Origin of the sequence: Rhizobium lentis, assembly GCF_017352135.1 — a bacterium.
Classification (GTDB): Bacteria; Pseudomonadota; Alphaproteobacteria; order Rhizobiales; family Rhizobiaceae; genus Rhizobium; species Rhizobium lentis.
Genome location: NZ_CP071454.1, coordinates 1019009 through 1043555 on the forward strand (window position 1 = coordinate 1019009; position 24547 = coordinate 1043555).

A 24547-nucleotide genomic window follows, 5' to 3' on the forward strand; every position below is an offset into this window, starting at 1 on the left:
GTTACGCCTCCTCTGGTTTGAAGACGAATTTCCGGTCCAGTGTGTATTTTGAGATATAGCCGATCGCCAAACCGAGCGCTCCGCCGGTGTATTTTGCAAGTTCGGTCTTCCAGATCGTCCAAAAAGCAATTTCAAAGCCCCAGAATATGAGCGTCGTCAGGACACTGAACACGCCGTAAAGCACCACTTTCAGCATCTCGTCGCCGTACGACGTGTAGCCGTCGAAGAAGATCCACCGTTTGTCGAGGAGGTATTTCAAGCCGAAGCCGGCGGCGGTCCCTGCGAGGATCGATGGCATGAGGCTCGGCGACGGCGCCAGCTCCATGACAGCAGCCTGGACCGCAAAGTTGGCGGCGGTGGAGAGCATGGCGAAGGCGAAGTAGCGGGCTGCGATGCCTGCAGAAGTGCTTCGCTCTGAGGACTGACGAGCCATTCGGCCACCTCACATCGCGGCAACGACAAGTACGCCGGCGGCGCCGAGCGTGGCGAGGCTGACCTTGTCCCGGATCGCGAAGACTACTGGATCGTCGAGCATCTGACCCCGGTGGGCGAGCATCAGGGTGCGGGCGATCCAGCAGGCAAGGATCGGTCCTGCCAGCCATAACATTGCTGGCCGGGCGTAGATGTCTTGGGCACTGTCGCTTGCGGCATAGAGGGCAAATAACGTGAGCGCGTTCATTCCCGCTCCAGCTGCCAGGGCACCCACCATACCGATATCCGCCTTCCTGTAGTCCCGGCTCTTGGAGTCCGGCAGGTGCGCGGCGCGGCGCGAGATGAGCTCGGTGTATCGCTTCACCAAAGCGAGCGAGAGGAACCAGCTCATCATGAAGGCAAGCAGCCAGGGAGATGGCCACACCGAGACGGCGGCAGCGCCGCCGATCACCCGTGTGGTGTAAAGAGAGGCGAGAGCCACCACGTCCAGGATCATCTTCCGCTTGAGGAAGAAAGAGTAGGCGGTGGTCAAGGCGAAATATCCCGCGAGTACGAGCACGAAGACTGGTGACACCATGGCCGCGATCGTAAGCGACATCAAAAGCAGGATCGGGATTGCCAAAAGGGCGTGCGACAGCGGGATTTCGCCACAGGCAAGGGGTCGGCGGCATTTGGTTTTATGACGCCGGTCGTCCTGCAGGTCGACCAGGTCGTTCAGGAGATAAACGCCCGAGGCACAAAGTGAAAAAGCCACGAAAGCCAGGGCGGCATTCGCAAGGCTATGTAGGGTAAGGAGCTGATTTGTCAGTAGCGGAATAAAGACCAACCCGTTCTTGACGTATTGATGCACCCGCAACGAACGCGCCCAAATCCGCCATGTCGGTTTGTCGTGGCTAAGATGCTCGACGTTGTCGCACTGGCGCGAAAGCTCTCGCGCAACGGCCGCCGATGTCCTTATGGCATAAGCCTTTGCGGCATGGCGCCAGACTGACAAGTCGGCCGGATCATTCCCGATATAGTCGAAGCCACCCTCCCCGAAGGCGGCGACGAGCTTGGCCGCCTTCGCCTCGGCGACACAGTTGATCGTTTCGTTCGTTGCAAACCAGCCAGTGAAGAGGCCGAGGTGGTCGGCAACCGCGCAAACCAGCCGCTCGTGGGTTGCAGAAGCGAGATAAACTGAACGCCCCTCCTCCCGTGCGCCCTTGATGACCTTCAGCACTTCCGCGTCATAAGGAAGGATAGACGGATCGAAATCCGCTGGTTGCGAAAGGCGGTGCTTCAGATACGCCTTTCCAACGGACAGCGACCTGATGAAATCGACGATCGAATGGGGCCGACGGCTGAGCTCCGAGAAGGCCGTCTCGATCAGGAGGTCCGATCGCACCAGGGTGCCGTCGAGATCAACCACTAACGGGCGGGGCGACAGCGGTTTTTGCAGGTCCGGTGGACTATCCACCGGCAATGCCGCGGGCTCAGGTTGAGGCCACTCGTCCTCCTCGGCTCTCGGCAGAAAATCTCTTCGTAGCTGGAATTCATGATGCAGCTCGTTCAAAGGATCTCCCTTATGCTCTGAAACCGTGAGAGCCCGCCCAACCACGGCTAAGCCGTTTGGTTCCATCATCAAAATGGGTGAGTTGCTGGCGCCTGGGAGAGGCTTATCATTGGTTGAGTTTTTCGCCGTCGATGCAAGACGCTCCCGGAATAATTGCACCCTCAGCTAAGTAGGGCATAGCCTGTCGTGTTCGCGTCCGACAAGTTTTCGAGCTTTGCGCAAAATCGGATGACGTGTCGAAAGCGGGAACAAACCGGAGGTGCGCCGGTTCGAGGACAGTATAGATTGCTGTGGAATGAGTGTTATGATGAATCTTGCTCTGCTTTTCGGTGCGTTGACATTGACATGTTGGATGCTGGGAGGAGCTGTTGCAGTGCTGGGCACGGCCGAGCACTCTCGTCACCACCGGCAACAGATGCGCGGATTCGTATCGCTGGGTTTCAACCTCTTGGGTATGGTATGTGCGGTCGCGATGATGGCGATCGTGATCGCCGCATGATTGATGTGGTGAATGGCCTCCGAACTGATCAGGGAAGGCCCAAGCCGCCACAACGACATCGGCAAGATCGCCTGTCACCGCGCGAACGCCTCGTTTTCGATGACTGCGGCGCAACGCGCCAGTGGTTATGACAACCAAGATTCACCCCCAGCCGGGAGCCAAATGACGGCTTTCTTCCATTCGCCGAAGACGATTATGAACTGCAATGGCCGCTATTTCGCCATGGGCCATTGACACGCCGAGCTGGTTGAGACCGGTGACAACGTCCCCGACCGCATATAGTCCCGGGACCCGCGTGGCCTGATGTGCATCAACCTTTATCCGCATCTCGTCCTCGAGATCAGCGCCCAGTTGCTCCGCCAACTGTGAGCGCGGGCGAATTCCCAATGCCGAATAGAGGACCACCCCTTCCAAGGTTGCTGAGGCCTCCATGACAAGGTCAACGGCACCATTTTCGCGACGCGAGCAGTGTATCAACTTCTCGCAGCGTATGGCGACTCCAACATCAACAAGCCGGGCCATGGTTGCTTCTGTAACGTTCATCCTTTCGCCCAGCGTCGCAATGGTAATCTTGTTCGTGAACGACCCCAGGAAACGCGCCTCGGAGGCCGCGTGCTCCGTCGCACCAATGATCACCACCGGTCGACCAGAGATTTCGTAACCATCGCAGATCGGGCAGAAGCGAAGATGTCCCGATCGGGTAAGATCGTTCGCTTGGTCGATGGGCGGCAGCGTGTCCTCGACGCCGGTCGCGAGGACGACATTTTCAGCCATCATCGAGCGGCCGGCGAATTCGACGATGAAGCCTGAACTGGCGCTCCGCCGCACCTGCGATACCGCCTCGGCCACGATCTCGATATCGAGGTTCCGCAGTTGCTTTCTCATGCGCCTGAATAGCTCGGCTCCTGCGATCCCTTCGGGAAAGGCTGGATGATTGCGAGAGAGCGGAATAGGCAGTGCGCGACTGCAACCCGAGTCTAAGACGACAACCCGCCGATTAAGCCTTTTCAGATACAGAGCGGCCGTCATCCCACCCGGCCCGGCGCCTATAACGAGGGCATCCAACTCTACGAATCCGCTTGTCATTGATTCGGCATCCTCCAAAGCTCGGCACCCCAACCACAACATGGCTCCACAGTTCCAGAAGCTTTCTCGCGAGACCTCAAGAGGTGGTGATGGTCGGGTTTCATGCGGCTTTTCTGTCGGCGCTGCATCTCGGGGGGCGACTCAACTGTGCTGCCAAGGAACTTGCGCTACGTTACGGCGTTTTTGAACATCTTCCTCCGCTTGGTTGTCGGCGACATCCCAGCCTCTTTCCCAGGTCCGCATGACGACACAGCAGATAATCGCATTTTCGGTCATCGCGCTCATGATGGCGGTCTTTATATGGGATCGCTTCCGCTATGATGTTGTCGCGTGTTGCGCGCTGGTGTTGGCGGTCGCGACTGGGATCGTGCCACCGGAAAAAGCGTTTTCCGGATTTTCGGACGACATTGTCGTCATCGTTGGCAGCGCGCTGATCGTCAGCGCGGGCGTGGCTCGGTCGGGCATAGTCGATTCGGCCATCAAGAGATTCTTCCCGAACCTGAACACGCTTTACGCGCAGCTCGCGCTCTTGATGATAGCAGTGGCGATCCTTTCTGCTTTCATCAAAAATATCGGCGCGCTCGCGATCATGATGCCTGTCGCCTTTCAGTTCGCAAAAAAATCCGGTGCCTCTCCATCGAAATACCTGATGCCGATGTCGTTTGCTGCTTTGCTTGGCGGACTTATGACGCAGATCGGCACGTCGCCCAATATCGTCGTGTCGCGGCTGCGGGAGGAGATGACGGGAGCCTCCTTCACCATGTTCGACTTCACACCTGTAGGCGGTATTCTAACGGTTGTCGGCATCGCCTTTCTTTTGTTTTTCCATTGGTTGGTGCCAAGCCGCACCAAGCAGAACAGCTCGATCGAAGATGCAATAGAGATCAAGAACTACACGAGCGAAGTCGCAATCACGCACCAGTCGACGCTGCTGGAGCAGGCACTGAGTGACCTCCTGAAGCTCGGCGATGGTGAGGTCATAGCCACGGCCGTGCTGCGCGGCGGCACCCGGATGGCTGCATTCCCCGATCTCACACTCCGCAATGACGATATCGTCATGCTGGAAGGTCCCTCGGCAGCGATAGACCGCATCGTCTCCCAAGGGAAACTGAAGCTCTCCGGCAAGCCTCTTCCGCAAGATGGCCAGCGGGAAGCGGACATCATTTCGCTCGAGGCAATCGTCAGTCAGGAATCGTCACTCGCTGGCCTTTCGGCAAAAGAACTGGCGCTTTCCTATACGCGCGGGGTCAACCTTCTGGCGATCAGCCGGCGCGGTGAACGCCTCAAGGAACGGCTGGGAAGCTTGACCCTGAGCACGGGCGATGTGCTCCTCTTGCAAGGCAGCCGGGCAAGCCTGACTGCTCTTCTGCAGGATTTCGGCCTTCTGCCACTCGCCCAGCGAGAAGTGCTGCTCGGCACCCGCCGCCGCGCCTTCGTTCCGCTTCTCATCCTGGCGCTCGCCATGGCGGCAACTGCCGTCGGCCTCGCGCCGGTGTCGGTGGCTTTCTTCACAGCCGCCCTCGGCATGGTTGTTTTCCGGGCTATCCCACTCGCCGATATCTATAAATCGGTCGATGGCCCGATCCTGATGATGCTCGCAGCCCTCATTCCTGTCTCGGATTCGTTGCGCACCTCCGGCGGCAGCGATTTGATCGCCGGCTGGTTGGGTGAGGTGGCGATGAATCTGCCGGCATGGGGTGCGCTTGGCCTGATTTTGCTAACGGCCATGGCCGTCACACCCTTCCTCAACAACGCCGCCACGGTTCTCGTGATGGCGCCGATCGCCGCCAGCTTTGCAACGAATCTAGGCTTCAGACCGGAAGCCTTCCTGATGGCGGTAGCGGTTGGCGCGGGTTGCGACTTCCTCACGCCTGTCGGCCATCAATGCAACACGCTCGTCTTCGGTCCTGGCGGTTACAAGTTTTCCGACTATCCGCGTCTCGGCCTGCCGCTGTCGGCGTTGATCATTCTCGTTAGCGTGCCGGCGCTGCTGTTTGTCTGGCCGGTCAACTAGCGGCAGTTGATTCACCCTGCATCCCACTTCTCTGCTGAAGCGAAAAGCCACGAGCTTCCGCCAATCGGGACGAGCATGCGAACGACGTCTCACTTCCGATAAGTCGTGCCAATCGAACGTGATTGCCACAGCCGCAAATCAGCGATTACGCGGCATTGAATGCCGGTTCAAGCTTCAACTCCCGCTCCACCAGCGCCGCCCAGTAAGCTGTCCCATATCCAAGCGCCCCGTCGTTGAAATCATAAGCCGTGTTGTGATGCAGCGCTCCATCCACCGCCGGCCCGTTCCCCAACCAGGCATAACAACCAGGCGCATTCTCCGCGAAGAAGGCGAAGTCGTCCCCGGCAGTCGAGGGTGGAAAGATTGTCCGCACCTTCTCGCCAAATGTCGAGCCGGCGGCGGCAAGTGCCCGGGCGGTTGCATCCGCATCATTGACGACAGGGGGAATGCGCCGCTCGAAACGATAATCGGCTGATATGCCGTACATGGCAGCCGTTCCGCTCGCCAATCGGCCGATCTCAGTTTCCAGCTGATCACGCACCTCGGGCGTATAGGCGCGCGCCGTACCCCCGATCTCGACGATATCAGGAATAACGTTCAGTGCCTTGCTGTCACCCGCCTGCAGGAAACAGGCGCTGACGACGGCCGGTTGCAGCGGATCGACCACCCGTCCGGCGATTGTTTGCAGTGATGATAGGAAGGTACCGGCTGCCGTGATCGGATCGCGGCCGAGATGCGGCTTGGCGCCATGCGTGCCGACCCCACGAAATGTGACGTGCCAGCTGTCGGAGGAAGCTAGCTGCGGCCCCTGGACGATGGCGATCTCGTCAATCGACAGCCCCGGCATATTGTGCAGGCCATAAACGGCATCGCAGGGGAAAAGCCGGAAAAGCCCCTCTTCCACCATGCGTTTTGCACCGCCGCGGCCTTCTTCTGCCGGCTGAAAGATGAAATGCACCGTGCCGGAAAAAACCCGCGTCGCCGCCAGATACCGCGCGGCGCCGATCAACATTGCCGTATGGCCGTCATGGCCGCAGGCATGCATCTTTCCCGGAGATTTCGATTTATAGGGCCGCTCCGCCATTTCCGGCATGGCGAGGGCATCCATGTCGGCCCTCAGCCCGATCCTGCGCGTGCCATTGCCGACTTGCAGCGTTCCGACAACGCCGGTGCCGGCAAGCCCGCGATGCACTGTGATGCCGGCCTCCTCGAGAATTTCGGCGACGATCCCGGCAGTGCGTTTCTCCTCGAAGCCAAGTTCGGGATGGGCGTGCAGATCGCGGCGCAAGGCGGTGAGGAACGGCAGATCGTCCTTGATCCCGACGGGGATGCTCATGGGCCTGGATATCCCTTAAATGCAAGACGGGCGCCCGAACGGCGCCCGCGTCAGATCATCCCTTGTTCATCAAACAGGCAGCAAGTTCAACCCTCAAGCCTCTTCGACGAAGACCTCCTCGCGCTTCTTCTTGACGCTCGGCAGGAAGACGACGATGAGCACGGCGACCGCGATCGCCAGAAGGGTGGCGCTGATCGGCCGGGTGACAAAGGTCATCGGATCGCCACGAGACAGGATCATGGCGCGCCTGAGATTTTCCTCGAGCAGCGGCCCGAGCACGAAGCCGAGCAGGAGCGGCGCCGGCTCGCAGCGGAGTTTCGCCAGGACGTAGCCGATCAGGCCGAAGAAGGCGACGGCATAGAGGTCGTAGACGTTCGTGTTGACGCTGTAGACCCCGATCGAGCAGAAGGCCATGATGACCGGGAAGAGCACGTAATAGGGCACGGTCAAAAGCTTCACCCAGAGCCCGATCAGCGGCAGGTTGAGGATGACGAGCATCAGATTGCCGATCCACATCGAGGCGATGATGCCCCAGAACAGCGCCGGCTGCTCGGTGGCGACATTCGGTCCGGGTACGATGCCCTGGATGATCATCGCGCCGATCATCAGCGCCATGACGGGATTGGCCGGAATGCCGAGCGTCAGGAGCGGAATGAACGAGGTCTGCGCGCCGGCATTGTTGGCCGATTCCGGTCCGGCGACGCCGGCAACCGCGCCCTTGCCGAATTCCTCCGGCGTCTTCGATATGCGCTTCTCGACCGTATAGGAGGCGAAGGAGGCAAGGATCGCACCGCCGCCCGGCAGGATGCCGAGCGCCGAGCCGATCGCCGTGCCACGGATTACAGGCGCGATCATCTCCTTGAATTCCTGACGCGAGGGCAAGAGGCCGGAAACCTTGGCCATCAGCACCGTGCGTGTCGACTCCCCCTCGAGGTTGCGAAGGATTTCCGCCACCCCGAAGACGCCGACGGCGAGCGCCACGAAGTTCAACCCGTCCGCATATTCACGGATGCCGAGCGTGAAACGCGGCGTACCGGTATAAATATCGGTGCCGACGAGGCCGAGCAGCAACCCGAGCGCCACCATCGCCAGGGCCTTGACGACCGAGCCATGAGCGAGTGCGATCGACGAGACGAGGCCGACGATCATCAGAGAGAAATATTCCGCCGCACCGAACTGGAGGGCGATAGCGGTCAGCGGCGGTGCGAAGATCGCGACGAGAAAGGTCGAAACCGAGCCGGCAAAGAACGAACCAAGGGCGGCGATGGCAAGTGCTGCGCCGGCCCGGCCTTTGCGGGCCATCTGGTAGCCGTCGATCGCGGTTACGGCGGACGAGGATTCGCCCGGCATGTTGATCAGGATGGCAGTGGTCGAGCCGCCGTACTGCGCGCCGTAATAGATGCCAGCGAGCATGATGAGCGAGGAGACAGGCTCCAGCTGGAAGGTGATCGGCAGCAGCATGGCGATGGTCGCCGTAGCACCGATACCGGGCAACACGCCGATCAGCGTGCCGAGCAGGACGCCAATCAGACAGAAGAACAGGTTTTCCAGAGTGCCTGCCGTTGCAAAGCCGAGCGCGAGATTGCTGAAAAGATCCATCATCGCCTCCTAGAACCGGACCCAGGGGCCGAAGCGCTCGAACGGCAGCCCGAGCCCATAGCTGAAGACCGCGACCGAAAAGATCGTCAGCAGCAGCGACAGGATGATCGCATACACCACATTCATCTTTCGCGATGCGAAGCAGGCGATGAAGGCAGTGAAGAACAGCGCCGGCGCAAATCCGAGCCCGCGCACCGTCAGCCCGAAGAAGACGGGAGCCGGCAGAATGAAGAGCATGCCGCGCCAGGCGAAGGGATCGATCGGTTCCCCCTCGACGCGCAGCGCCTGGATGAAGATAATCGCGCCGAGCAGTATCAGCGCGCAGCCGAGGATGAACGGGAAATAACCGGGGCCCATGCGCAATGCCGTGCCGAGGTCGAGCCCGACCGACTGATAGGCAAAGAAAGCGCCGGTCGCGACGAAAAGCGCACCGCAAATCGCATTGGTGCTATCGAGACTGATGGATTTCATGGTGTCTCCTGGAGTTGGAGATGGTTCAAAGGACGCCGTCACCGCTGCGATTGCCCTCATCCGCTCGTGTCCCCTTCTCCCCGCATCGGGAAGAAGGGGATTGCCGCGAACCTCTCGCCACCGCCATCGTTGCTTGGGGCAGATCCCCTCTCCCGGCGAGAGGGGCAGGTGTGAGGCTCGTCCGGCCTGTTCCGAGCGTAGGGAAGGCTCAGTCGGCGTATTCGCCAGCTGCCTCGATCACCGGCTTCCACCGGGCGATCTCGCTTTCGAGCTTGGCTTTCAAAGCAGCGGGCGTCGCATCGGCGTCGGAAGATGGCACTGTGCCGAGCTCGGCGAAACGGGCACCGACATTCGGATCTTTCAGCGCCACCTGCAGCGACTTCGACAGGCGATCGTTGACCTCAGCCGGCGTACCCTTCGGCGTGTAGATGCCGTGCCAGATGCCGACTTCGAAGCCAGGCAGACCGGCCTCGACGGCCGTCGGAATATCCTTCAGCACGTCGAGACGCTTCGGCGAGGTCACGGCATAGGCCTTGATCGTGCCGCCCGTGATCTGCTTCGTCGTGTTGGTGGACTGGTCGCACATGATGTCGACCTGGCCGCCGAGCAGATCGGTCATCGCGGGGCCGGTTCCCTTGTAGGGAACGGTCGTGAGCGGGGTCTGAATGGCGCTCATGAACATCATGCCGCAAAGGTGCGAAGCGGCACCGATGCCGGCATTGGCGACGGTCACCTTGTCCTTGTTGGCCTTGACATAATCAATCAGGCCCTTGAGATCGGTCGGCTCGAAATCCTTGCGCGCGACGATCGTCATCGGCACTTCGGTGACGAGACCGACATACTCGAAGGCGCCGAGCGTGTCATAGGCGAGCTTGCGGTAGAGCGTGGCGCTGGTCGCCATGCCGATATGGTGCAGCAGGATGGTGTAGCCATCGGGATCGGCATTCGCTACGCGGCCGGCGCCGAGCGTGCCGCCCGCACCGCCGACATTTTCAACGACGATCTGCTGGCCGAGATCCTTCGACATGGATTCGGCGACGAGGCGCGCGACCGTGTCGGTGGGGCCGCCGGCAGCAAAGGGCACGACCATGGTGATGGTGCGCTCGGGATAGGTCTGCGCCGAAGCGACGCCAGCGAGAAGAGAGACCGCGGCAGCCGCGGTCAGGCCGAGCATGGCCTTCAGTATTTTCATCGTTTCCTCCCTGATGAAACAATCAACCCGCCGACGCATCCTCCGCGCCGTTGGAATGGCCTATTTGCTGCCGAGAAAAACCGGCCCGCAATCATCGCCGCCCGTTTCACGAGACGATTTTGCGACAGTGCAATGCAGCATGGGTCGATTTGGAAACAAACGCTTAGTGCGATGGGTGGAAATCCACCCATCGCACTAAGGAATTGACAGCTGAGAATGGAGAAAGTGGGCGGTTGGCCGCCGAGCCATCAGCCTTCGGTGATCAACATCCGCTTGTCCAGGCCGTATTTCTGCATCTTTTCGTAGAGCGTCTTCCGCGAAATCCCGAGCGACTCATAGACCGGTCTGAGGCTGCCGCCATGCGCCACCAGCGCGCTGGCGATGACCCCCCGCTCGAATTCTGCGACCCGCTCGGCGAGCCCGCTCGCCTCCTCCGTCTGCCGTCCGCCATTGTCGAGGCCCAGGACGAAACGGTCGGCAGCATTCCTGAGTTCACGCACATTGCCGGGCCAGTCGCGCTGGGCAATGTCGGATATGATCTCCGGCAACACGGCCATCTCATCTCGGCCGTAGCGGGCTGCCGCCTCCCGCACGAGCTGCAGGAAAAGCAGCGGAATATCCGCCCGCCGCTGCGACAGCGACGGCACGTGCAGCGTCGCTACGTTTAGCCGGTAGAACAGATCGGCGCGGAAGCGCCCCGCTGCCACCTCCGCCTCCAGATCGACCTTGCTTGTTGCGATGAAGCGCACGTCGAGCGGCACGAGCTCGTTCGACCCGAGCCTGGAGATCACCCGCTCCTGCAGCACCCGCAGGAATTTTGCCTGCAAGTCGAAGGGCATGGAGCCGATTTCGTCGAGCAGGATGGTGCCGCCGCGCCCATGCTCGAACTTGCCGTAACGCGGCCTGACCGCGCCGGGAAAAGCGCCAGCTTCATGGCCGAAGAGCTCGCTCTCGATCAGGTTCGCCGGCAGCGCGGCGCAGTTGATCGCAATGAACGGCCGGCTCGCCCGGGCGCTGATGTCGTGGAGCGCGCGGGCCACCACCTCCTTGCCCGCTCCGGTCTCGCCGACGATGAGCGTATCGGCATCGCTGGCCCCGATCGCGCGGATACGGTAACGCAGATCCACCATCACCTGGGTGCGCCCCGGCAGCCGCGCCTCGATATCATCGCGCTTGCCCGCGACCGCCTTCAGCAACCGGTTTTCGAGCACGAGGCCACGCCGCTCCATCGCCCGGCGGATGACACCGGCGAGCATCTCGGGCGTGAACGGCTTTTCGATGAAATCATAGGCGCCTTCGCGCATCGCCTTGACCGCAAGCTGCACGTCGCCGTGGCCGGTGACGAGAATGACCGGCACCTCCTGATCGATCTCGCGGATCTTCTGCATCAGCGTCATGCCGTCCATGCCAGGCATGCGGATATCGCTGACGACGACACCGGGAAAGCTGTAGCCGATCAGCTCCAGCACGTGATCGCCGTTCGAAAAGGTCTCGACGCTGAAGCCGGAGAGTTCCAGCGCCTGCGCCGTCGAACGGCGCAGTTCTTCCTCATCATCGACCAGAAGGATTTTCGCATCACTCATTCCGCCGCCTCCGGCATCAGCCCCGCCGCCGATTGCAGCTCGATGCGAAAGACCGCGCCTCCTTCGGGATGATTGGCAGCAGTCAGGCTGCCGCCGAAATCCTTGACGATGTTATAGGAGATCGAGAGGCCGAGGCCGAGCCCCTTGCCGACGCCCTTGGTCGTGAAAAAGGGATCGAAGATGCGTTCGGCGATTGCCGCCGGTACGCCGGGTCCGTGGTCGCGCACCGTCAACACAACCTTGCCAGCCTCTTCGAGCGCCGAAACCTCGATACGCCTGTCATCCAGCCCTTCCACCGCATCCGCCGCATTGGAGATCACATTCACCAGCACCTGCTGCAGCCGTACCGAACCGGCGCGCACCACCGGCGGCCGCTGCCCGAAATCGAGCAGGAGCTCGGCATCCGCAGCCTTCAGCCGCCAGGCGATGATTTCGAGTGTGTCGCGCATCGCGTCGTCGAGTGAGACCGGCCCGAGCTTCTCGTTCGGTTTGCGGGCGAAGTTGCGCAGGTGCCGGCTGATCGAAGCCATGCGCTCGATTAGCCCCCCGATCCGCCTTATATTGTCCCGCGCCTCCTCCATCCGCCCGCGGTCGATCAGCACGGAGGCGCTGTCCGTGTAAGTCTTGGCGGCGGCGAGCGGCTGGTTGAACTCATGCGAAAGCGCGGCCGACATCTGTCCGAGGCCAGCAAGCTTGCCGGCCTGGATAAGATCGGCCTGCGTCTGGCGAAGCTGCTGCTCGGTCAACCGCCGCTCGGCAATCTCTTCCTCGATGCGGCTGTTGACGCGGGCAAGATCGGCCGTGCGCTCCTCCACCCGCCGCTCCAGTTCGCCCCGCGCCTCGGCCTGCATCTGCATGCGCTCGGCAAGCCGCGCCCGCCGCTGGCGAATGACCGCCACAGCAAGACCGGCGATGCAAAGGATGAGAAAGACGGCGACAAGTGCGGTGCGGGCCTGCGTCCGGATGGAGCTCGTCTCCATCAGGACGTTCACCGTCCAGTCCTCGGCCGGCATGTAATGCGACAGCACCAGATATTCGCTCGCGCCTCGGTCGCCCGAGAGCGTCATCAAATCATGCGGCTCGAAGCGATGGCGCGTCACCGGCAGCGCCGTCAGCTTGGCGTTGGCATAGCGCCGCGACGCTTCGGTGCGGGCGATCCGGTCGGCCGTCAGCGGCAGGATCGCGCCGTAGAGCCATTCCGGACTGCCTGACATGAAGATGATGCCCTCGGGATCGGAGACGAAGATCTTGTATTCACCACCGCTCCAGGAGGACTCGATCATGTCGATATCGACCTTGAAGACGATGACGCCGCGAACGTCCGCATCGACCCTGATCGGAGCCGAGAAATAGTAGCCGCGCTTCAGGGAAGTGGTGCCGAGAGCGTAAAACCGGGCCTGCCGACCTTCGATCGCCTCCTGGAAATAGGGCCGATAGTTGAAATTCTGCCCGACGAAGCTTGCCGGTCCATCGTAATTGCTCGCCGCGATCGTCTCCCCATCCGGCTTCACCACATAGATGTCGGATGATTTCAGGAGCCCGTTGATCTCCTTGAGGTAGAGATTGGCCGCATCGCGCAGCGCCATGTCGTCGGGAGCGCTGACCAGTTCCTTGATATCGTCGTGATCGGCAATCAGCGCCGGCAGCGCCTCGTAACGGTTGAGGTGGCCGCTGAGCGCCGAGACGGCAAGGCGCAGCGCCGTTCCCGCCTGAGCCGAAGCCTCCTGCATATAGGCGCGCGTCGCAATCGCGCTTCCATAGGTGAAGAAGGCGAAAATGACGATCGGCACAACCAGCAGCGCCGCTATCGCACGATATCTCGAAGACAGATCCGGCTCCTCCCTTCTGCCTTCACTCCCCAGCAAGGCACGCCCGACGGTCTCAGTTTAATGAGGCAGGCGAGGATTTCCAAGGGCTCACCGAAACTTGACAGCCGGCGGGAGCGGATGTCCTATTGCTGCACCGCAAGGAGACCCCGCCCATGAGCGACGACCAGACGCCCGCCGACAGCAAGCTCACCAGCTCCAAGCGCCGCTGGGCGGCAGAAGGCAAGTTCCTCACCGGCCGCATCAGCCGTCCCGAGACCGAGCGCCTGCCGCCGGGCCAGCACCTCGTCAAGAACTGGCCGGTGCTCGATCTCGGCCAGCAGCCCGTCATTTCCACCGATAGCTGGCGGCTCGAGGTGCGCGGTCTCATCGAAACGCCTCTCACCCTCACCTGGGCCGATTTCCAGGCGATCGAGCAAAGCACTGGGGTGAGCGATATCCACTGCGTCACCACTTGGTCGCGCTACGATAACAATTGGCTGGGCGTATCGACGCGCGATCTGCTCGACCGCGCCATGCCGAAGCCGGAAGCAGCTTACGTCATGCTGACGAGTTATGACGGCTATACCACCAATCTGCCGCTGGCCGATTTCGCCGCCGAGGACGCAATCCTGGCGACTTCATGGGAGGGCCTGCCGCTGACGCCGGATCATGGCGGGCCGATGCGCCTCGTCGTGCCGCACCTTTATTTCTGGAAAAGCGCCAAATGGCTGCGCCGGATCGAGTTGCTGGCCGCAGACGAAGCCGGCTTCTGGGAAAAGAACGGCTACCACATGTATGGCGATCCCTGGCGCGAGCAGCGCTATTCCGACGACTGAGCCCTCGGCCGCAGGAAGCGCCGAAGGGCAAAAACCGCAAGGCAAAACAAAGCCGCAAGCCCCGTCAGCGATGCCATGCTGGCGAAATGAAGCGGTATCCTGCTCCAGCGCGGCTTGATGATATCGGCCGTATTGAAAGCTTCGCCGCTGAACCGGCAGGTGACGAGCGCAAGCCCGCGCCGTACCATGTCGATGTCGACGGCGGAGATAATCTCGTTGGCTCGATCCGCCTCCCGCGGCATCTCCCGCATCGCCATCAGCACGGCTTTCGTCGCTGCAAGATAGGCATGGGCGCATTCGTTGAACGGGCTTTCCTCATCCGCCACGCTGCCCGGCACCCTGCCCCAGAGGCAGTAGGAATACTGGATCTCCGCATAGTTCAGGACGCGCCGGAACGGCTCGTTCGTATCGACCGCGCCCGACGCAAGGTCGATGATCCCACTGCGATAATCTGAGATCACCGCCATCTCGCCATGGGAAATTTCCGGAATATCGATACCGGCATGGCTGCCGCCTGCACTGCGACCATGCGCGCAGGCGTTGCCGACAGCGAGGAAGAGCAAGCTTGCACTAATGGCAACAACGGCAATCCGTCGATAGAGAAAGCGCGCCCCCCCTCCAGTTTCGCTCGTTCCAGTCGTCGGGCTCCTGACAGATGTGAGAGAAATACGGCGCTGCGCCACATCCCTTCTCCCCAGCGGGGAGAAGATGCCGGCAGGCAGATGAGGGGGTAAGCAGCGAAGCTGCGAATGCACGGAGCGCAAGCGAAGGGCAATATATAGGGCATGCCGTGTGGCCCCCTCATCCGACCCTTCGGGCCACCTTCTCCCCGCTGGGGAGAAGGGGTAACAAGCCGCAACCTCGACACACCGCATTACCGAAGTGCCGGTCGCAGCCCGCCCTTCACGGCAAGCCGCTTCTCCGCCAGGATGCCAAAAACAAGGCCGAGCGTCGCCCAAAGGATCGCGTGCATGCCGAGCGAGGTGGTGCGGAAACGCCAAAGCACCACCGCCGAGAAATTCTCCGGCACCTCGTTGATAGGCGGCAACAGATAGAGAACCGCGCCGATGAAGACGAGATAAGCGATGCCGGCGACAATCGCGCCGTTCCAGACACCGAAACGCTCGGCAAGGCGACGCGAAAGCACGACCGCCGCAATCAGCGAGGCGAGCGAAACGACGATCATCAGGAAGAACAGCTCGGTCCTGACGCCGATCGTATCGGGATTGCCGACCGCCGGCGGGGTAGCCGGATACTTGATTGCAGGAACGAGCACAATCGCCACGAAGGCGGCGATGGCGATGACGGCCGAGGTGCCGCGTGGCGAAAGGCTGCTGAGGCGGCCGTGCACGAACGCGAAGGCGAGCGAAAAGAGCCCGCCGACGGCGATGCTGTAGGCCATGACGCCGGTGAAAAGGCCGAGACCGGCCTGTGTGGCGCGGCTGACGATTTCAGGCTCGGCAGCTTCACCGGCCGCCTGGGCGCTCGCCTCCTCGAAGGCGATCGCCGCATCGACCTGCGGCTCGCCGAAGGTGTGGGCGAAAGCGAAAACGAGGATGCCAGCAATCAGGCCCGCGAGCATCCCGCGAAGCAGAAGGTTTCCGACCATGTCAGTATTCCCTTAGTGGCAGGGAAAGCCGAGGAGATGGCGGCCGTCATGCACGAATTCGTGCACATACATGCCGTTGAATAGCGCCATCGCGCCTTCCTCGGTGCCGACGAAATAGATGGCGATAAGCATCAGCAGGCCGCCGAAGATCGCCCAGGGGAGGATATCTCCTACGGGGATCGGCGCCGGTGCCTCTGCGGGCGCGAAAGTGGTGTCAGACATGTATTCCTCCGGAATGACGCGTTCAGTCGAAAGAGTGCTTTGTGCGGCAGGGTCTGACTTCCAGCGCGAAGAGCTTTCGACACGCTGGTCACAGTGGCGCGACCGCGCCGGATTTCCACCGGCTTCCAAACCCGCAACAGCACGCTTATATCTGCACGCCGAAGAGACTGTCAACGAAACTTCACGAAGCGGCAAAGCGCCGTCCCACCACATTGCGGAGATCAGAACGATCGTGAATACGCGCCTCACCTGGATCTGCCACGGTGCGACGGCGGCAAGCCGCAAGGCCCGGTTCCCGCTTGACGAACCACTGGAAGACAAGACCCTCGACAAAGCCGGCAACATGGCCGCCCTGCCCCAGGCCGAGCGCATCGTCACGAGCCCGGCCTTGCGCGCCCGCCAGACCGCGACGGCGCTCGGTCTCGAAGCCGAGATAGAACAGCGGCTTGCCGACTGCGACAACGGCCGCTGGGCCGGCAGGCCGATCGCAGCGATCGGGACCGAAGAGCCGGAGAATCTCATGGCCTGGATGAGCGATCCGGAAGCCACCCCACACGGCGGCGAGAACTTTCTCAATCTGCGGAGGCGCGTCTCCGGCTGGATGGATGAGCAATCTCTGCTCGGAGGCCATGTGATCGCCATCAGCCACGCGGCTGTCATCCGGGCAGCGGTCGCCCATGTGCTGAAGGCGCCGCTCGCTTCCTTCTGGCTCGTCGACATCGAGCCGCTGGCGGTCGTTCGCATGACCAGCAACGGACAGCGCTGGTCGCTGCGCCTTTAGCATTAGACTTCGCTGATACTTATCCAGCTTTACGCAAGCAAATCGCGTCATCTCTATAGAACCGGGTGAGACCGGGACTACTTCCTTGTCCTAAGGAGATGGAAGACATGGCATATGATTGGAGTGGGGAGCGTACGCGGCGCCTGCGTTTGATGCGGGTTGCGACGTTCACCGTAATTCTGGTCGGTCTGGTCGTCAGCGTCCCGCTACTGATCGTCACCGCCTGAAAAAGCGAGACAGGGCGAGCGATGCGACAGCACGCTCGCCCTCGTTCTCTCCCGAGGTCTCCTCCTTCACCATTGCCCGACGTCCGTTGTTTTTCAATCGCGCCGACCAACGGTCGCAAACACCACCGCCGTCCCAATACCAGCCGCCACAGGCTGCCCCCTTCAATAATTCGCCTTCTGGTTTCAACGAACATTTCAGATTTTCATGATAGTTCGGCACAGGGTGGAGATGGAGAAGGCATAATGCCGGTGTTTTTCCAGAGCAGGGCCGGAAGGCAATGCATGTCGATCGTCGGTTTGGGGATAACCCTCTGGCTCCTCGGTACTCTGCTGCACTTGGACGACGGCCTCGTCTCCTTCATGACCGGTTTTGGCAAATACGGTGCCGACAAGCTCGTTCTGGGGCTCGGCATCGCCGGCGCCATGAGCTTCGTCTATTCAGGGCTGCGTATTGCCGATCTGCGCAAGGAAATGGAGCTGCGCGTCGCCGCCCAGGCGAAGGCCGATTGGACGGCAACCCACGACCACCTGACCAAGCTGCCGAATCGCTACGCCTTCGAGCGCAAGATTCTCTCACGGCCGATCAGGAGCGACGAGGCCGAAATCGAGGAATGGGAGCACAACGTCACCATCTTCTCGGTTGACCTCGACGGCTTCAAGAAGGTCAACGATCTCGTCGGTCACAAGGGCGGCGATGTGCTATTGATCGAAGTTGCCAGACGCATCTGCGCGCTCGGCAATGCCGATTGCGTCTACCGATTCGGCGGTGACGAATTCATCATTATCGCCTTCGCCCTGACCGCGCAGCGCGAGGAGCGTTTCGCCAAACTGTTGATCCAGGCCGTTACCCGGCCGATCCATATCGATGGCTTTGCCGTCGAAGTCGGCGCCAGCGTCGGCTACGATCGCTGGGCTGAGGGCAGCGAACCGATGGAAAACGCCGCCCATCGTGCCGATCTCGCCATGTATGAGGCCAAATCACGCGGCCCCAACCACTATCTCGTCTTCGAAACGTCGATGCAGGACAAGGTAACGGAGCGCGCCTCCCTGGAAAGCCGACTGCGCGCCGCCATCGCCAATAAGGCGATCAAGCCTTTCTATCAACCCCTGATTGATCTGAAGACTGGCGAGCTTTGTGGTTTCGAGGCGCTGGCGCGCTGGATCGGCGAGGATGGCGTCAATATTCCGCCGCCTGTTTTCATCGACATCGCCGAGGAAACCGGGATGATCACCACCTTGTTCGAGGATCTCCTCGCCCAGGCCTGCAGCGATGCGCTGACCTGGCCGGCGCATGTCATGTTGTCTTTTAACGTCTCGCCGGTCCAGATGGAAGACAGGCTGCTGACATCCCGCATCCTCAAGGTCCTTTCGGCAAGCCGGCTGCCGCCGCAACGCCTGGAAGTCGAGATCACCGAAAACGCGCTGATTCAGGATCCCGCCGTCGCCGCCGTCGTACTCGAAGAACTGCATGCGGCCGGTATCCAGATCGCGCTCGACGATTTCGGTACGGGCTATTCGAGCCTCGCGCAGCTCGCCCGCTACCGCTTCGACAAGATCAAGATCGACAAAAGCTTCATCGCCACCTGTCGCGACGACGAACGCCAGGAAAAGATCGTCCGCGCCATCCTTGGCCTCGGCAGAAGCCTTAATATCAAGGCGACTGCGGAAGGCGTCGAAGAGTATGGCCAGCTCAACTTCCTGCTGCAGCTCGGCTGCGACATCGGCCAGGGCTATCTTTTCGGCAAGGCGATGCCCGCCGCCGAGGCGAGCATCTTCCTGCGCGATCGCAATGCCAATCTGGCGTCAACGGCCTGACGCTGCGTTCCACCTTTTGTTTTGACGCGATTCTCGGCAAACCGCTTAGCGCCTTGCCTGGGAAACCGCTTCGCATTTTTCCTGGAATTTTCTCTAAAACATCTGCCGCAGGCTCACGAACAGCACGAAGCCGATCGCGATCGAAGCCGGCAGCGTCAGCACCCAGGCCATCGGCATGTAGTGCACCGTCGACCATTGCAGGCCGGAACCGTTCGTCGCCATCGTGCGCCTGACGACCGAACATGCGCGGTCGACACTGGCAGGCCGAGTTGACCGGCCGACGCGTGATCGCCGTCGCGGTGCCAACCGGGGCCAGGAACTGGTTGGCGAGGTCGACGCGACCGCTCCGGGCTGGCCGCGCCAGCGCATTCATGAAGGATGCCGCCTTGCAAACGGTGCGGATCACGACGGTCGGGGCGGCGCAAAAACGCGTGAGGAACGAACAAATGTCTTTCCGTCTGAAGTCCCGGCCCTAAGTTCGGTCATCGTCATGGCTGCGCGGAGTCTCTGAAGACATGCCCTCGACCGACCTCCTCCTGACCTTCAACGCCGGCTCTTCGACCGTCAAGATCGGCGTCTTCTCGATTGATGGCGCCGAGGCGCGACACATCGGCAAGGGCGCCATCGATCTTCGCGCCGAACCGCTTTCTCTCGGTCTGGTCAAGGGATCGCAGACATTCGACATGCCGCTGAAGGCGGAGGTGACGAACGATCTGCACGGGGTCATCGACGAAGCCTTCGCGCTTCTCGCCGATCATTTCGACATGGCTGCCGCGGTCGCTGCCGGCCACCGCGTCGTCCATGGCGGCGAGCGCTTCACGAGCGCCATCGCGCTTGATGACGCCGCCATCGATGGGATCGAAGCACTGATCCCGCTCGCCCCCCTGCACCAGCCGCAGGCGCTGCGCTTCATCCGCGCGCTCCGGCATCTGAAGCCGCATCTTGTCCAGGCGGCCTCCTTCGATACGGCCTTCCATGCCACGCAGGACGATCTCGTTCGCCGCCTTGCCATACCCCGTTCCTTGCATCAGGAGGGCGTCAAGCGTTACGGCTTCCATGGGCTTTCCTATAAATTCATCGCCGGCGAACTTAAGCGCAAGGCGCCGCAGGCGGCAAAGGCCGTGGTTGCCCATCTCGGCAGCGGCGCCAGCCTCTGCGCGCTGGAAGAAGGCGTCAGCCGCGATTGCAGCATGGGCTTTTCGACCCTCGATGGCATCCCGATGGCAACGCGCCCGGGCTGGCTCGACCCCGGCGTCATCCTGCATCTGGCCGGAGAGAGAAAGCGTTCCCTGGGAGAGATCGAAGATCTGCTCTATCACCGCTCAGGCCTGCTCGGCGTTTCCGGCATCAGCGCCGACACGCGCGACCTGTTGAAGGACGGACGGCCGGAGGCGCGCCAGGCGATCGACCTCTTCACGTTGCGCATTGCCGGCGAGATCGGCCGCATGGCAGTGACGCTCGGCGGCCTCGATGCCGTCGTCTTCACCGCCGGCATCGGCGAGCATCAGCCGGAGATCCGCGCCGGCGTGGCCAAACGCCTGTCCTGGCTCGGCCTTTCGATCGACGAAAAGGCCAATGCCGTTAATGGTTTCACGATCAGCACCGGCGAAAGCCGCATCGCCGCCCATGTCATTGCCACGGACGAGGAACAGGTGATCGCCGATGAGGCGCTCTCCGTTCTTGGCGCCCGCTGATCCAGATCAATGGCGGGCCGGCGCCCACAACTAGAATGGACGTTGAACGCGTTTTTGACCGGGAGAAACCCATGGAAAAGCATGTCTCGACTGCCGCCGCCGTGACCGATGCCGAACTCACCCTGATCGACCGCTATTGGCGGGCCGCCAACTATCTCTCGGCCGGACAGATCTACCTGCTTGCCAATCCGTTGCTGCGCGAGCCGCTGAAACCCGAGCACATCAAGCCCCGCCTGCTCGGCCACTGGGGCACGACACCCGGCCTCAATTTCATTTATGCGCATCTGAACCGCCTGATCCGCGCCCGCGACCTCGACGTCATCTACATATGCGGCCCCGGCCACGGCGGACCGGGCATGGTCGCCAACACCTACCTCGAAGGCACCTATAGCGAGATCTATCCCGAGATTTCCGAAGACGCCGAAGGCATGCGCAGGCTCTTCCGGCAATTCTCCTTCCCCGGCGGCATTCCGAGCCATGCCGCACCGGAAACGCCGGGATCGATCCATGAGGGCGGCGAACTCGGCTACGCCCTCGTCCATGCCTATGGCGCCGCCTTCGACAATCCCAATCTGGTCGTTGCCTGCGTCGTCGGCGATGGCGAAGCCGAGACCGGACCACTCGCCGCGAGCTGGCATTCAAACAAATTCCTCAATCCCGCCCGCGACGGCGCCGTTCTGCCGATCCTGCATCTGAACGGCTATAAGATCGCCAACCCGACCATTCTCGGCCGGGCCGGTGACGACGAACTCCGCCGTCTCTTCGAAGGCTACGGCTACGAAACCTTCTTCGTCGACGGCCATGAGCCGCGCGATATGCATCAGCAAATGGCCGCGACGCTGGATCAGGTCTTCGACCGCATCCGCGATATCCAGAAGCGAGCCCGCAACGGCAAGGCGGCAAAGGGCTGCCCGCGCTGGCCGATGATCCTGCTGCGCAGTCCCAAAGGCTGGACCGGGCCGAAAGAGGTCGACGGCAAGAAAGTGGAAGGCTTCTGGCGAGCCCACCAGGTGCCGGTTTCCAACTGCCGCGAGAATGCAGGCCATCGCAAGATTCTCGAGGATTGGATGCGCAGCTACGATCCCGAAGACCTATTCGACGCCGATGGCCGGCTGAAACCCGATCTGCGGGCACTGGCGCCCGTCGGCGAACGCCGCATGGGCGCCAATCCGCATGCCAATGGCGGGTTGCTGCGCCTGGAGCTCAACGTTCCCGATATAAGCGACTATGCGGTTGATATCGGCAAACGCGGCAGCGTCGTTGCCCAATCGACCGAGATCCTCGGCCATTACCTGCGCGACACGATGAAACGCAACGCGGCGGCCGCCAATTTCCGCATCTTCGGCCCGGACGAAACGGAATCGAACCGCCTCGGCAGTGTCTTCGACGTCACAGACCGTATCTGGATGGAAGATATCGAACCGTATGATATCCACCTCTCCCGCGATGGGCGTGTCATGGAGGTGCTCTCCGAACATCTCTGCCAGGGCTGGCTGGAAGGTTACCTCTTGACGGGCCGGCACGGCCTCTTCTCCTGCTACGAGGCCTTCATCCACATCATCGATTCCATGTTCAACCAGCACGCCAAATGGCTGAAGGTGACGGGCGAGCTCGAATGGCGAAAGCCGATCTCGTCGCTGAACTACCTGCTGACCTCGCATGTCTGGCGCCAGGACCATAACGGCTTCAGCCACCAGGACCCGGGTTTCGTCGACCTCGTCGCCAACAAGAAGGCCGACATCGTCCGCATCTACCTGCCGCCGGATGCGAACACCCTGCTTTGGGTCGGCGATCATTGCCTGCGCACCTATGACCGCATCAACGTCATCGTCGCCGGCAAGCAGCCGGAGCCGCAATGGCTGTCGATGAACGAGGCGGTGAAACATTGCGAAGCCGGCATCGGCATCTGGCATTGGGCAAGCAACGAGGACGACGCGATCTCGCCCGATCTCGTCATGGCCTGCGCCGGCGATGTGCCGACCATGGAGACGCTCGCCGCCGTCGACCTGCTGCGCAAGGCCATTCCCGCGCTGAAAATCCGCACCGTCAACGTCGTCGACCTCTTGGCGCTGCAATCCAGCGACCAGCATCCGCACGGCCTGACCGATGAAGCCTTTGACGCGATTTTCACATCAGACAAGCCTGTCATCTTCGCCTATCATGGCTATCCCTATCTCATTCACCGCCTGACCTATAAGCGCACCAACCACCAGAACATCCACGTCCGCGGCTTTATTGAGGAGGGAACGACGACCACACCTTTCGACATGACCGTTCTCAACCAGCTCGACCGCTTCCACCTCGCAATCGAAGCGATCGAGCGCGTGCCGGGCCTGAAGGAGAAGGCAAAAGACGCGCTCGCCGCCTTCCGCGGCAAGCTTGCCGAACATCATGACTACGTCAGAGAGCACGGCGAGGACATGCCGGAGGTGCGGAACTGGGTGTGGCCGACCGCGTGAGGCGAATACAAAATGCGCTCGCGCGAAGACCATCCGCGCGATTAACTCGTCTATAAACTGCGAGACCGCAACTACTGCGTATTGTCGGCTACGCCTGAGGTGATCGGGGCCACGGGTGTCGTCGATGCGGTCGTGGTCGGATCGGTTGTCTGACCTGGCCACAGCGCAACGGTCGCGGTCGCCATAAGCACGATAACGATACCGGCTGCCATGACATTCCAGGCAAAGAAGGCGCGCCGCTTACTGGTGACGATCTCTTCATCTTGGCGACGCGGGCTGGTCTCGAGCGGCAGGCCGGTTGTCTCGTCGATAGGCAGATTGTTGTTTTCATCGAGATATTGAGACATCTGATGTCCTCCAATCCGTGCCTTGGCAACGCGGCATCAGATAAAATGTTCCGGCGGTAGGACTGTCCGCCGCTGCGCTGCACGCTATGCCCCTTCAAGCCGGACCTTCTCCTTCATACGCCAGACCCGCGGCGTTTCTCCCGTGTATTTCAGGAAGAAACGCGAGAAATAGGCAGGATCAGCAAAGCCGAGCCGAAATCCGATCTCCTGAACGCTGCCAAGCGTGAAGACCAGCTGTCGCTTCGCCTCCTCGATGAGTTTGCCGGCGAGCAATTCATGCGGCGTACTGCCGGTCATCGACCGGACGATCCGGGTGAGATGCGTCGGCGAAACGCCAAGCTCTCTGGCATAGAAGGAAGCCGGCCTATGGGATCGATAATGCTGCTGAATGAGCTCGTTCAGTATCCCCATCCTCCGTTCGCTCTCGTTTAACGGAGGCTCCTGCGCATTCGCCTCATCGGAAACGCGCGCCGTCAGGCGCAACACCAGCCCGACATAGGCGGCTAGCATCTCGTTGCGGCCGCTGCGCCGGTTTTCGAATTCGTCGCCGATCCGCCTCAACGTCTGCATGACATAGGCAGCCTCGGCATTATCGGGATCGAGCGGCGTCAGATGCGGCGTCGCCAGCCATTCGCCGAGAGGGCTTCGCTCACCGGGCGGGTGGCTGAGATGGGATCTCAAAATGGTGATGACGAGACCGTCGATATCGCGCGAGAAGCGAAAGCCGTGATTTAGGCCAGGCGGAACTGTAACGACCGCCGGCGGATGGATGGCATGGTTCTTCTCGCCGAAGATCGCATCGCCCGAACCGGCTCCGATGTACAATATCTGAAAGAAGCTCTCGTGACGGTGAAGCCGGATCTCCCATTGATGCAGGCTGCTGCGGGAGCGAATTGTTTCGCAATGCAACCAAAATTCCGGCGATCGCCCGGTATTTTCGCCGTAGAGCTCATAGGTTGGGACATGTTTGCTCATTGGACGTCTC

21 protein-coding genes and 1 pseudogene are annotated in these 24547 nt (G+C 61.4%); 7 read left to right on the forward strand and 15 right to left on the reverse strand.

Going from position 1 to position 24547, the window contains the following annotated elements; genetic code table 11:
• Window position 1 precedes the first annotated feature (1 nt).
• The gene (locus J0663_RS04955) at window positions 2-433 is read right to left on the reverse strand and encodes a GtrA family protein (protein WP_207243320.1); all 432 of its coding nucleotides are present in this window, start codon (window positions 431-433) and stop codon (window positions 2-4) included.
• A gap of 9 nt (window positions 434-442) precedes the next feature.
• A complete protein-coding gene (locus J0663_RS04960; protein WP_207243321.1) occupies window positions 443-1984 on the reverse strand; it encodes a UbiA family prenyltransferase in 1542 nt (513 codons plus the stop codon).
• Window positions 1985-2288: 304 nt separating this feature from the next.
• On the opposite strand from J0663_RS04960, the gene J0663_RS04965 reads away from it, so the two are divergent.
• Window positions 2289-2483, forward strand: coding sequence for a hypothetical protein (locus tag J0663_RS04965; RefSeq protein ID WP_246590377.1), 195 nt, complete (start codon window positions 2289-2291; stop codon window positions 2481-2483).
• Between the two features lie 141 nt (window positions 2484-2624).
• Here the strand turns inward: J0663_RS04965 and J0663_RS04970 are convergent, their stop codons facing one another.
• On the reverse strand, window positions 2625-3569 hold the full coding sequence (locus J0663_RS04970; RefSeq protein ID WP_207243323.1) for an NAD(P)/FAD-dependent oxidoreductase: 945 nt from the start codon (window positions 3567-3569) through the stop codon (window positions 2625-2627).
• A gap of 241 nt (window positions 3570-3810) precedes the next feature.
• Between J0663_RS04970 and J0663_RS04975 the strand changes: the two genes are divergently transcribed.
• On the forward strand, window positions 3811-5583 hold the full coding sequence (locus tag J0663_RS04975; protein ID WP_207243324.1) for an SLC13 family permease: 1773 nt from the start codon (window positions 3811-3813) through the stop codon (window positions 5581-5583).
• A 145-nt stretch (window positions 5584-5728) separates the two neighbouring features.
• Here the strand turns inward: J0663_RS04975 and J0663_RS04980 are convergent, their stop codons facing one another.
• The 6 genes from J0663_RS04980 to J0663_RS05005 all read right to left on the reverse strand — a co-directional run bounded on the left by J0663_RS04980 (window position 5729) and on the right by J0663_RS05005 (window position 13554).
• A complete protein-coding gene (locus tag J0663_RS04980; protein WP_207243325.1) occupies window positions 5729-6919 on the reverse strand; it encodes a M20 aminoacylase family protein in 1191 nt (396 codons plus the stop codon).
• A 93-nt stretch (window positions 6920-7012) separates the two neighbouring features.
• Entirely contained in the window at window positions 7013-8518 is a 1506-nt protein-coding gene (locus tag J0663_RS04985; protein WP_207243326.1) for a tripartite tricarboxylate transporter permease, read from the reverse strand.
• Window positions 8519-8527: 9 nt separating this feature from the next.
• Window positions 8528-8989 carry a tripartite tricarboxylate transporter TctB family protein gene (locus J0663_RS04990; protein ID WP_207243327.1) on the reverse strand — a complete coding sequence of 154 codons (462 nt, stop codon included), beginning with the start codon at window positions 8987-8989 and terminating at the stop codon, window positions 8528-8530.
• Window positions 8990-9197: 208 nt separating this feature from the next.
• Window positions 9198-10181, reverse strand: coding sequence for a tripartite tricarboxylate transporter substrate-binding protein (locus J0663_RS04995; protein WP_207243328.1), 984 nt, complete (start codon window positions 10179-10181; stop codon window positions 9198-9200).
• Between the two features lie 248 nt (window positions 10182-10429).
• Entirely contained in the window at window positions 10430-11764 is a 1335-nt protein-coding gene (locus tag J0663_RS05000) for a sigma-54-dependent transcriptional regulator (RefSeq protein WP_207243329.1), read from the reverse strand.
• Entirely contained in the window at window positions 11761-13554 is a 1794-nt protein-coding gene (locus J0663_RS05005) for a sensor histidine kinase (RefSeq protein ID WP_259669070.1), read from the reverse strand. The genes J0663_RS05000 and J0663_RS05005 overlap by 4 nt, the downstream gene beginning before the upstream one ends.
• 191 nt (window positions 13555-13745) lie before the next feature.
• Between J0663_RS05005 and J0663_RS05010 the strand changes: the two genes are divergently transcribed.
• The gene (locus J0663_RS05010; RefSeq protein ID WP_207243330.1) at window positions 13746-14408 is read left to right on the forward strand and encodes a sulfite oxidase-like oxidoreductase; all 663 of its coding nucleotides are present in this window, start codon (window positions 13746-13748) and stop codon (window positions 14406-14408) included.
• Here J0663_RS05010 and J0663_RS05015 read toward each other — a convergent pair.
• From J0663_RS05015 to J0663_RS05025, 3 genes are all read right to left on the reverse strand, one after another.
• Window positions 14393-14998 (reverse strand): hypothetical protein, encoded by a 606-nt coding sequence (locus tag J0663_RS05015; RefSeq protein WP_207244440.1) that lies wholly within the window; start codon window positions 14996-14998, stop codon window positions 14393-14395. The genes J0663_RS05010 and J0663_RS05015 overlap by 16 nt on opposite strands.
• A gap of 284 nt (window positions 14999-15282) precedes the next feature.
• Window positions 15283-16017: a CbtA family protein gene (locus J0663_RS05020; RefSeq protein ID WP_207243331.1), complete on the reverse strand. Its 735-nt coding sequence runs from the start codon at window positions 16015-16017 to the stop codon at window positions 15283-15285.
• A 12-nt stretch (window positions 16018-16029) separates the two neighbouring features.
• On the reverse strand, window positions 16030-16239 hold the full coding sequence (locus tag J0663_RS05025; RefSeq protein ID WP_207243332.1) for a CbtB domain-containing protein: 210 nt from the start codon (window positions 16237-16239) through the stop codon (window positions 16030-16032).
• A gap of 232 nt (window positions 16240-16471) precedes the next feature.
• On the opposite strand from J0663_RS05025, the gene J0663_RS05030 reads away from it, so the two are divergent.
• Together J0663_RS05030 and J0663_RS05035 are read left to right on the forward strand one after the other, a co-directional pair.
• Window positions 16472-17020 carry a histidine phosphatase family protein gene (locus J0663_RS05030; protein WP_207243333.1) on the forward strand — a complete coding sequence of 183 codons (549 nt, stop codon included), beginning with the start codon at window positions 16472-16474 and terminating at the stop codon, window positions 17018-17020.
• 470 nt (window positions 17021-17490) lie between these two features.
• Window positions 17491-19062 (forward strand): putative bifunctional diguanylate cyclase/phosphodiesterase, encoded by a 1572-nt coding sequence (locus J0663_RS05035; RefSeq protein WP_207243334.1) that lies wholly within the window; start codon window positions 17491-17493, stop codon window positions 19060-19062.
• 93 nt (window positions 19063-19155) lie between these two features.
• Here the strand turns inward: J0663_RS05035 and J0663_RS05040 are convergent.
• Window positions 19156-19343 (reverse strand): annotated as a pseudogene (locus tag J0663_RS05040) (inorganic phosphate transporter); the annotation flags it as partial.
• Window positions 19344-19577: 234 nt separating this feature from the next.
• Between J0663_RS05040 and J0663_RS05045 the strand changes: the two are divergent.
• Complete coding sequence (locus tag J0663_RS05045) at window positions 19578-20756, forward strand: acetate/propionate family kinase (RefSeq protein ID WP_207243335.1); 1179 nt, start codon at window positions 19578-19580, stop codon at window positions 20754-20756.
• A gap of 71 nt (window positions 20757-20827) precedes the next feature.
• The gene (locus J0663_RS05050; protein WP_207243336.1) at window positions 20828-23215 is read left to right on the forward strand and encodes a phosphoketolase family protein; all 2388 of its coding nucleotides are present in this window, start codon (window positions 20828-20830) and stop codon (window positions 23213-23215) included.
• Between the two features lie 71 nt (window positions 23216-23286).
• Here the strand turns inward: J0663_RS05050 and J0663_RS05055 are convergent, their stop codons facing one another.
• The gene (locus tag J0663_RS05055) at window positions 23287-23562 is read right to left on the reverse strand and encodes a hypothetical protein (protein ID WP_207243338.1); all 276 of its coding nucleotides are present in this window, start codon (window positions 23560-23562) and stop codon (window positions 23287-23289) included.
• Between the two features lie 84 nt (window positions 23563-23646).
• Window positions 23647-24537 (reverse strand): helix-turn-helix domain-containing protein, encoded by an 891-nt coding sequence (locus J0663_RS05060; RefSeq protein ID WP_207243340.1) that lies wholly within the window; start codon window positions 24535-24537, stop codon window positions 23647-23649.
• Window positions 24538-24547 lie beyond the last annotated feature (10 nt).

What these genes read in the sequence shown, in the direction of transcription:
- J0663_RS05045 (WP_207243335.1), top strand. Translation starts at nt 19,578, where the DNA reads ATGCCCTCGACCGACCTCCTCCTGACCTTCAACGCCGGCTCTTCGACC.
- J0663_RS04970 (WP_207243323.1), bottom strand. Translation starts at nt 3,569, where the DNA reads ATGACAAGCGGATTCGTAGAGTTGGATGCCCTCGTTATAGGCGCCGGG.
- J0663_RS04975 (WP_207243324.1), top strand. Translation starts at nt 3,811, where the DNA reads ATGACGACACAGCAGATAATCGCATTTTCGGTCATCGCGCTCATGATG.
- J0663_RS04985 (WP_207243326.1), bottom strand. Translation starts at nt 8,518, where the DNA reads ATGGATCTTTTCAGCAATCTCGCGCTCGGCTTTGCAACGGCAGGCACT.
- J0663_RS05050 (WP_207243336.1), top strand. Translation starts at nt 20,828, where the DNA reads ATGGAAAAGCATGTCTCGACTGCCGCCGCCGTGACCGATGCCGAACTC.
- J0663_RS05025 (WP_207243332.1), bottom strand. Translation starts at nt 16,239, where the DNA reads ATGTCTGACACCACTTTCGCGCCCGCAGAGGCACCGGCGCCGATCCCC.
- J0663_RS05035 (WP_207243334.1), top strand. Translation starts at nt 17,491, where the DNA reads ATGCCGGTGTTTTTCCAGAGCAGGGCCGGAAGGCAATGCATGTCGATC.
- J0663_RS04990 (WP_207243327.1), bottom strand. Translation starts at nt 8,989, where the DNA reads ATGAAATCCATCAGTCTCGATAGCACCAATGCGATTTGCGGTGCGCTT.
- J0663_RS04965 (WP_246590377.1), top strand. Translation starts at nt 2,289, where the DNA reads ATGATGAATCTTGCTCTGCTTTTCGGTGCGTTGACATTGACATGTTGG.
- J0663_RS05055 (WP_207243338.1), bottom strand. Translation starts at nt 23,562, where the DNA reads ATGTCTCAATATCTCGATGAAAACAACAATCTGCCTATCGACGAGACA.
- J0663_RS04995 (WP_207243328.1), bottom strand. Translation starts at nt 10,181, where the DNA reads ATGAAAATACTGAAGGCCATGCTCGGCCTGACCGCGGCTGCCGCGGTC.
- J0663_RS05000 (WP_207243329.1), bottom strand. Translation starts at nt 11,764, where the DNA reads ATGAGTGATGCGAAAATCCTTCTGGTCGATGATGAGGAAGAACTGCGC.
- J0663_RS05010 (WP_207243330.1), top strand. Translation starts at nt 13,746, where the DNA reads ATGAGCGACGACCAGACGCCCGCCGACAGCAAGCTCACCAGCTCCAAG.
- J0663_RS05020 (WP_207243331.1), bottom strand. Translation starts at nt 16,017, where the DNA reads ATGGTCGGAAACCTTCTGCTTCGCGGGATGCTCGCGGGCCTGATTGCT.
- J0663_RS04980 (WP_207243325.1), bottom strand. Translation starts at nt 6,919, where the DNA reads ATGAGCATCCCCGTCGGGATCAAGGACGATCTGCCGTTCCTCACCGCC.
- J0663_RS05060 (WP_207243340.1), bottom strand. Translation starts at nt 24,537, where the DNA reads ATGAGCAAACATGTCCCAACCTATGAGCTCTACGGCGAAAATACCGGG.
- J0663_RS04955 (WP_207243320.1), bottom strand. Translation starts at nt 433, where the DNA reads ATGGCTCGTCAGTCCTCAGAGCGAAGCACTTCTGCAGGCATCGCAGCC.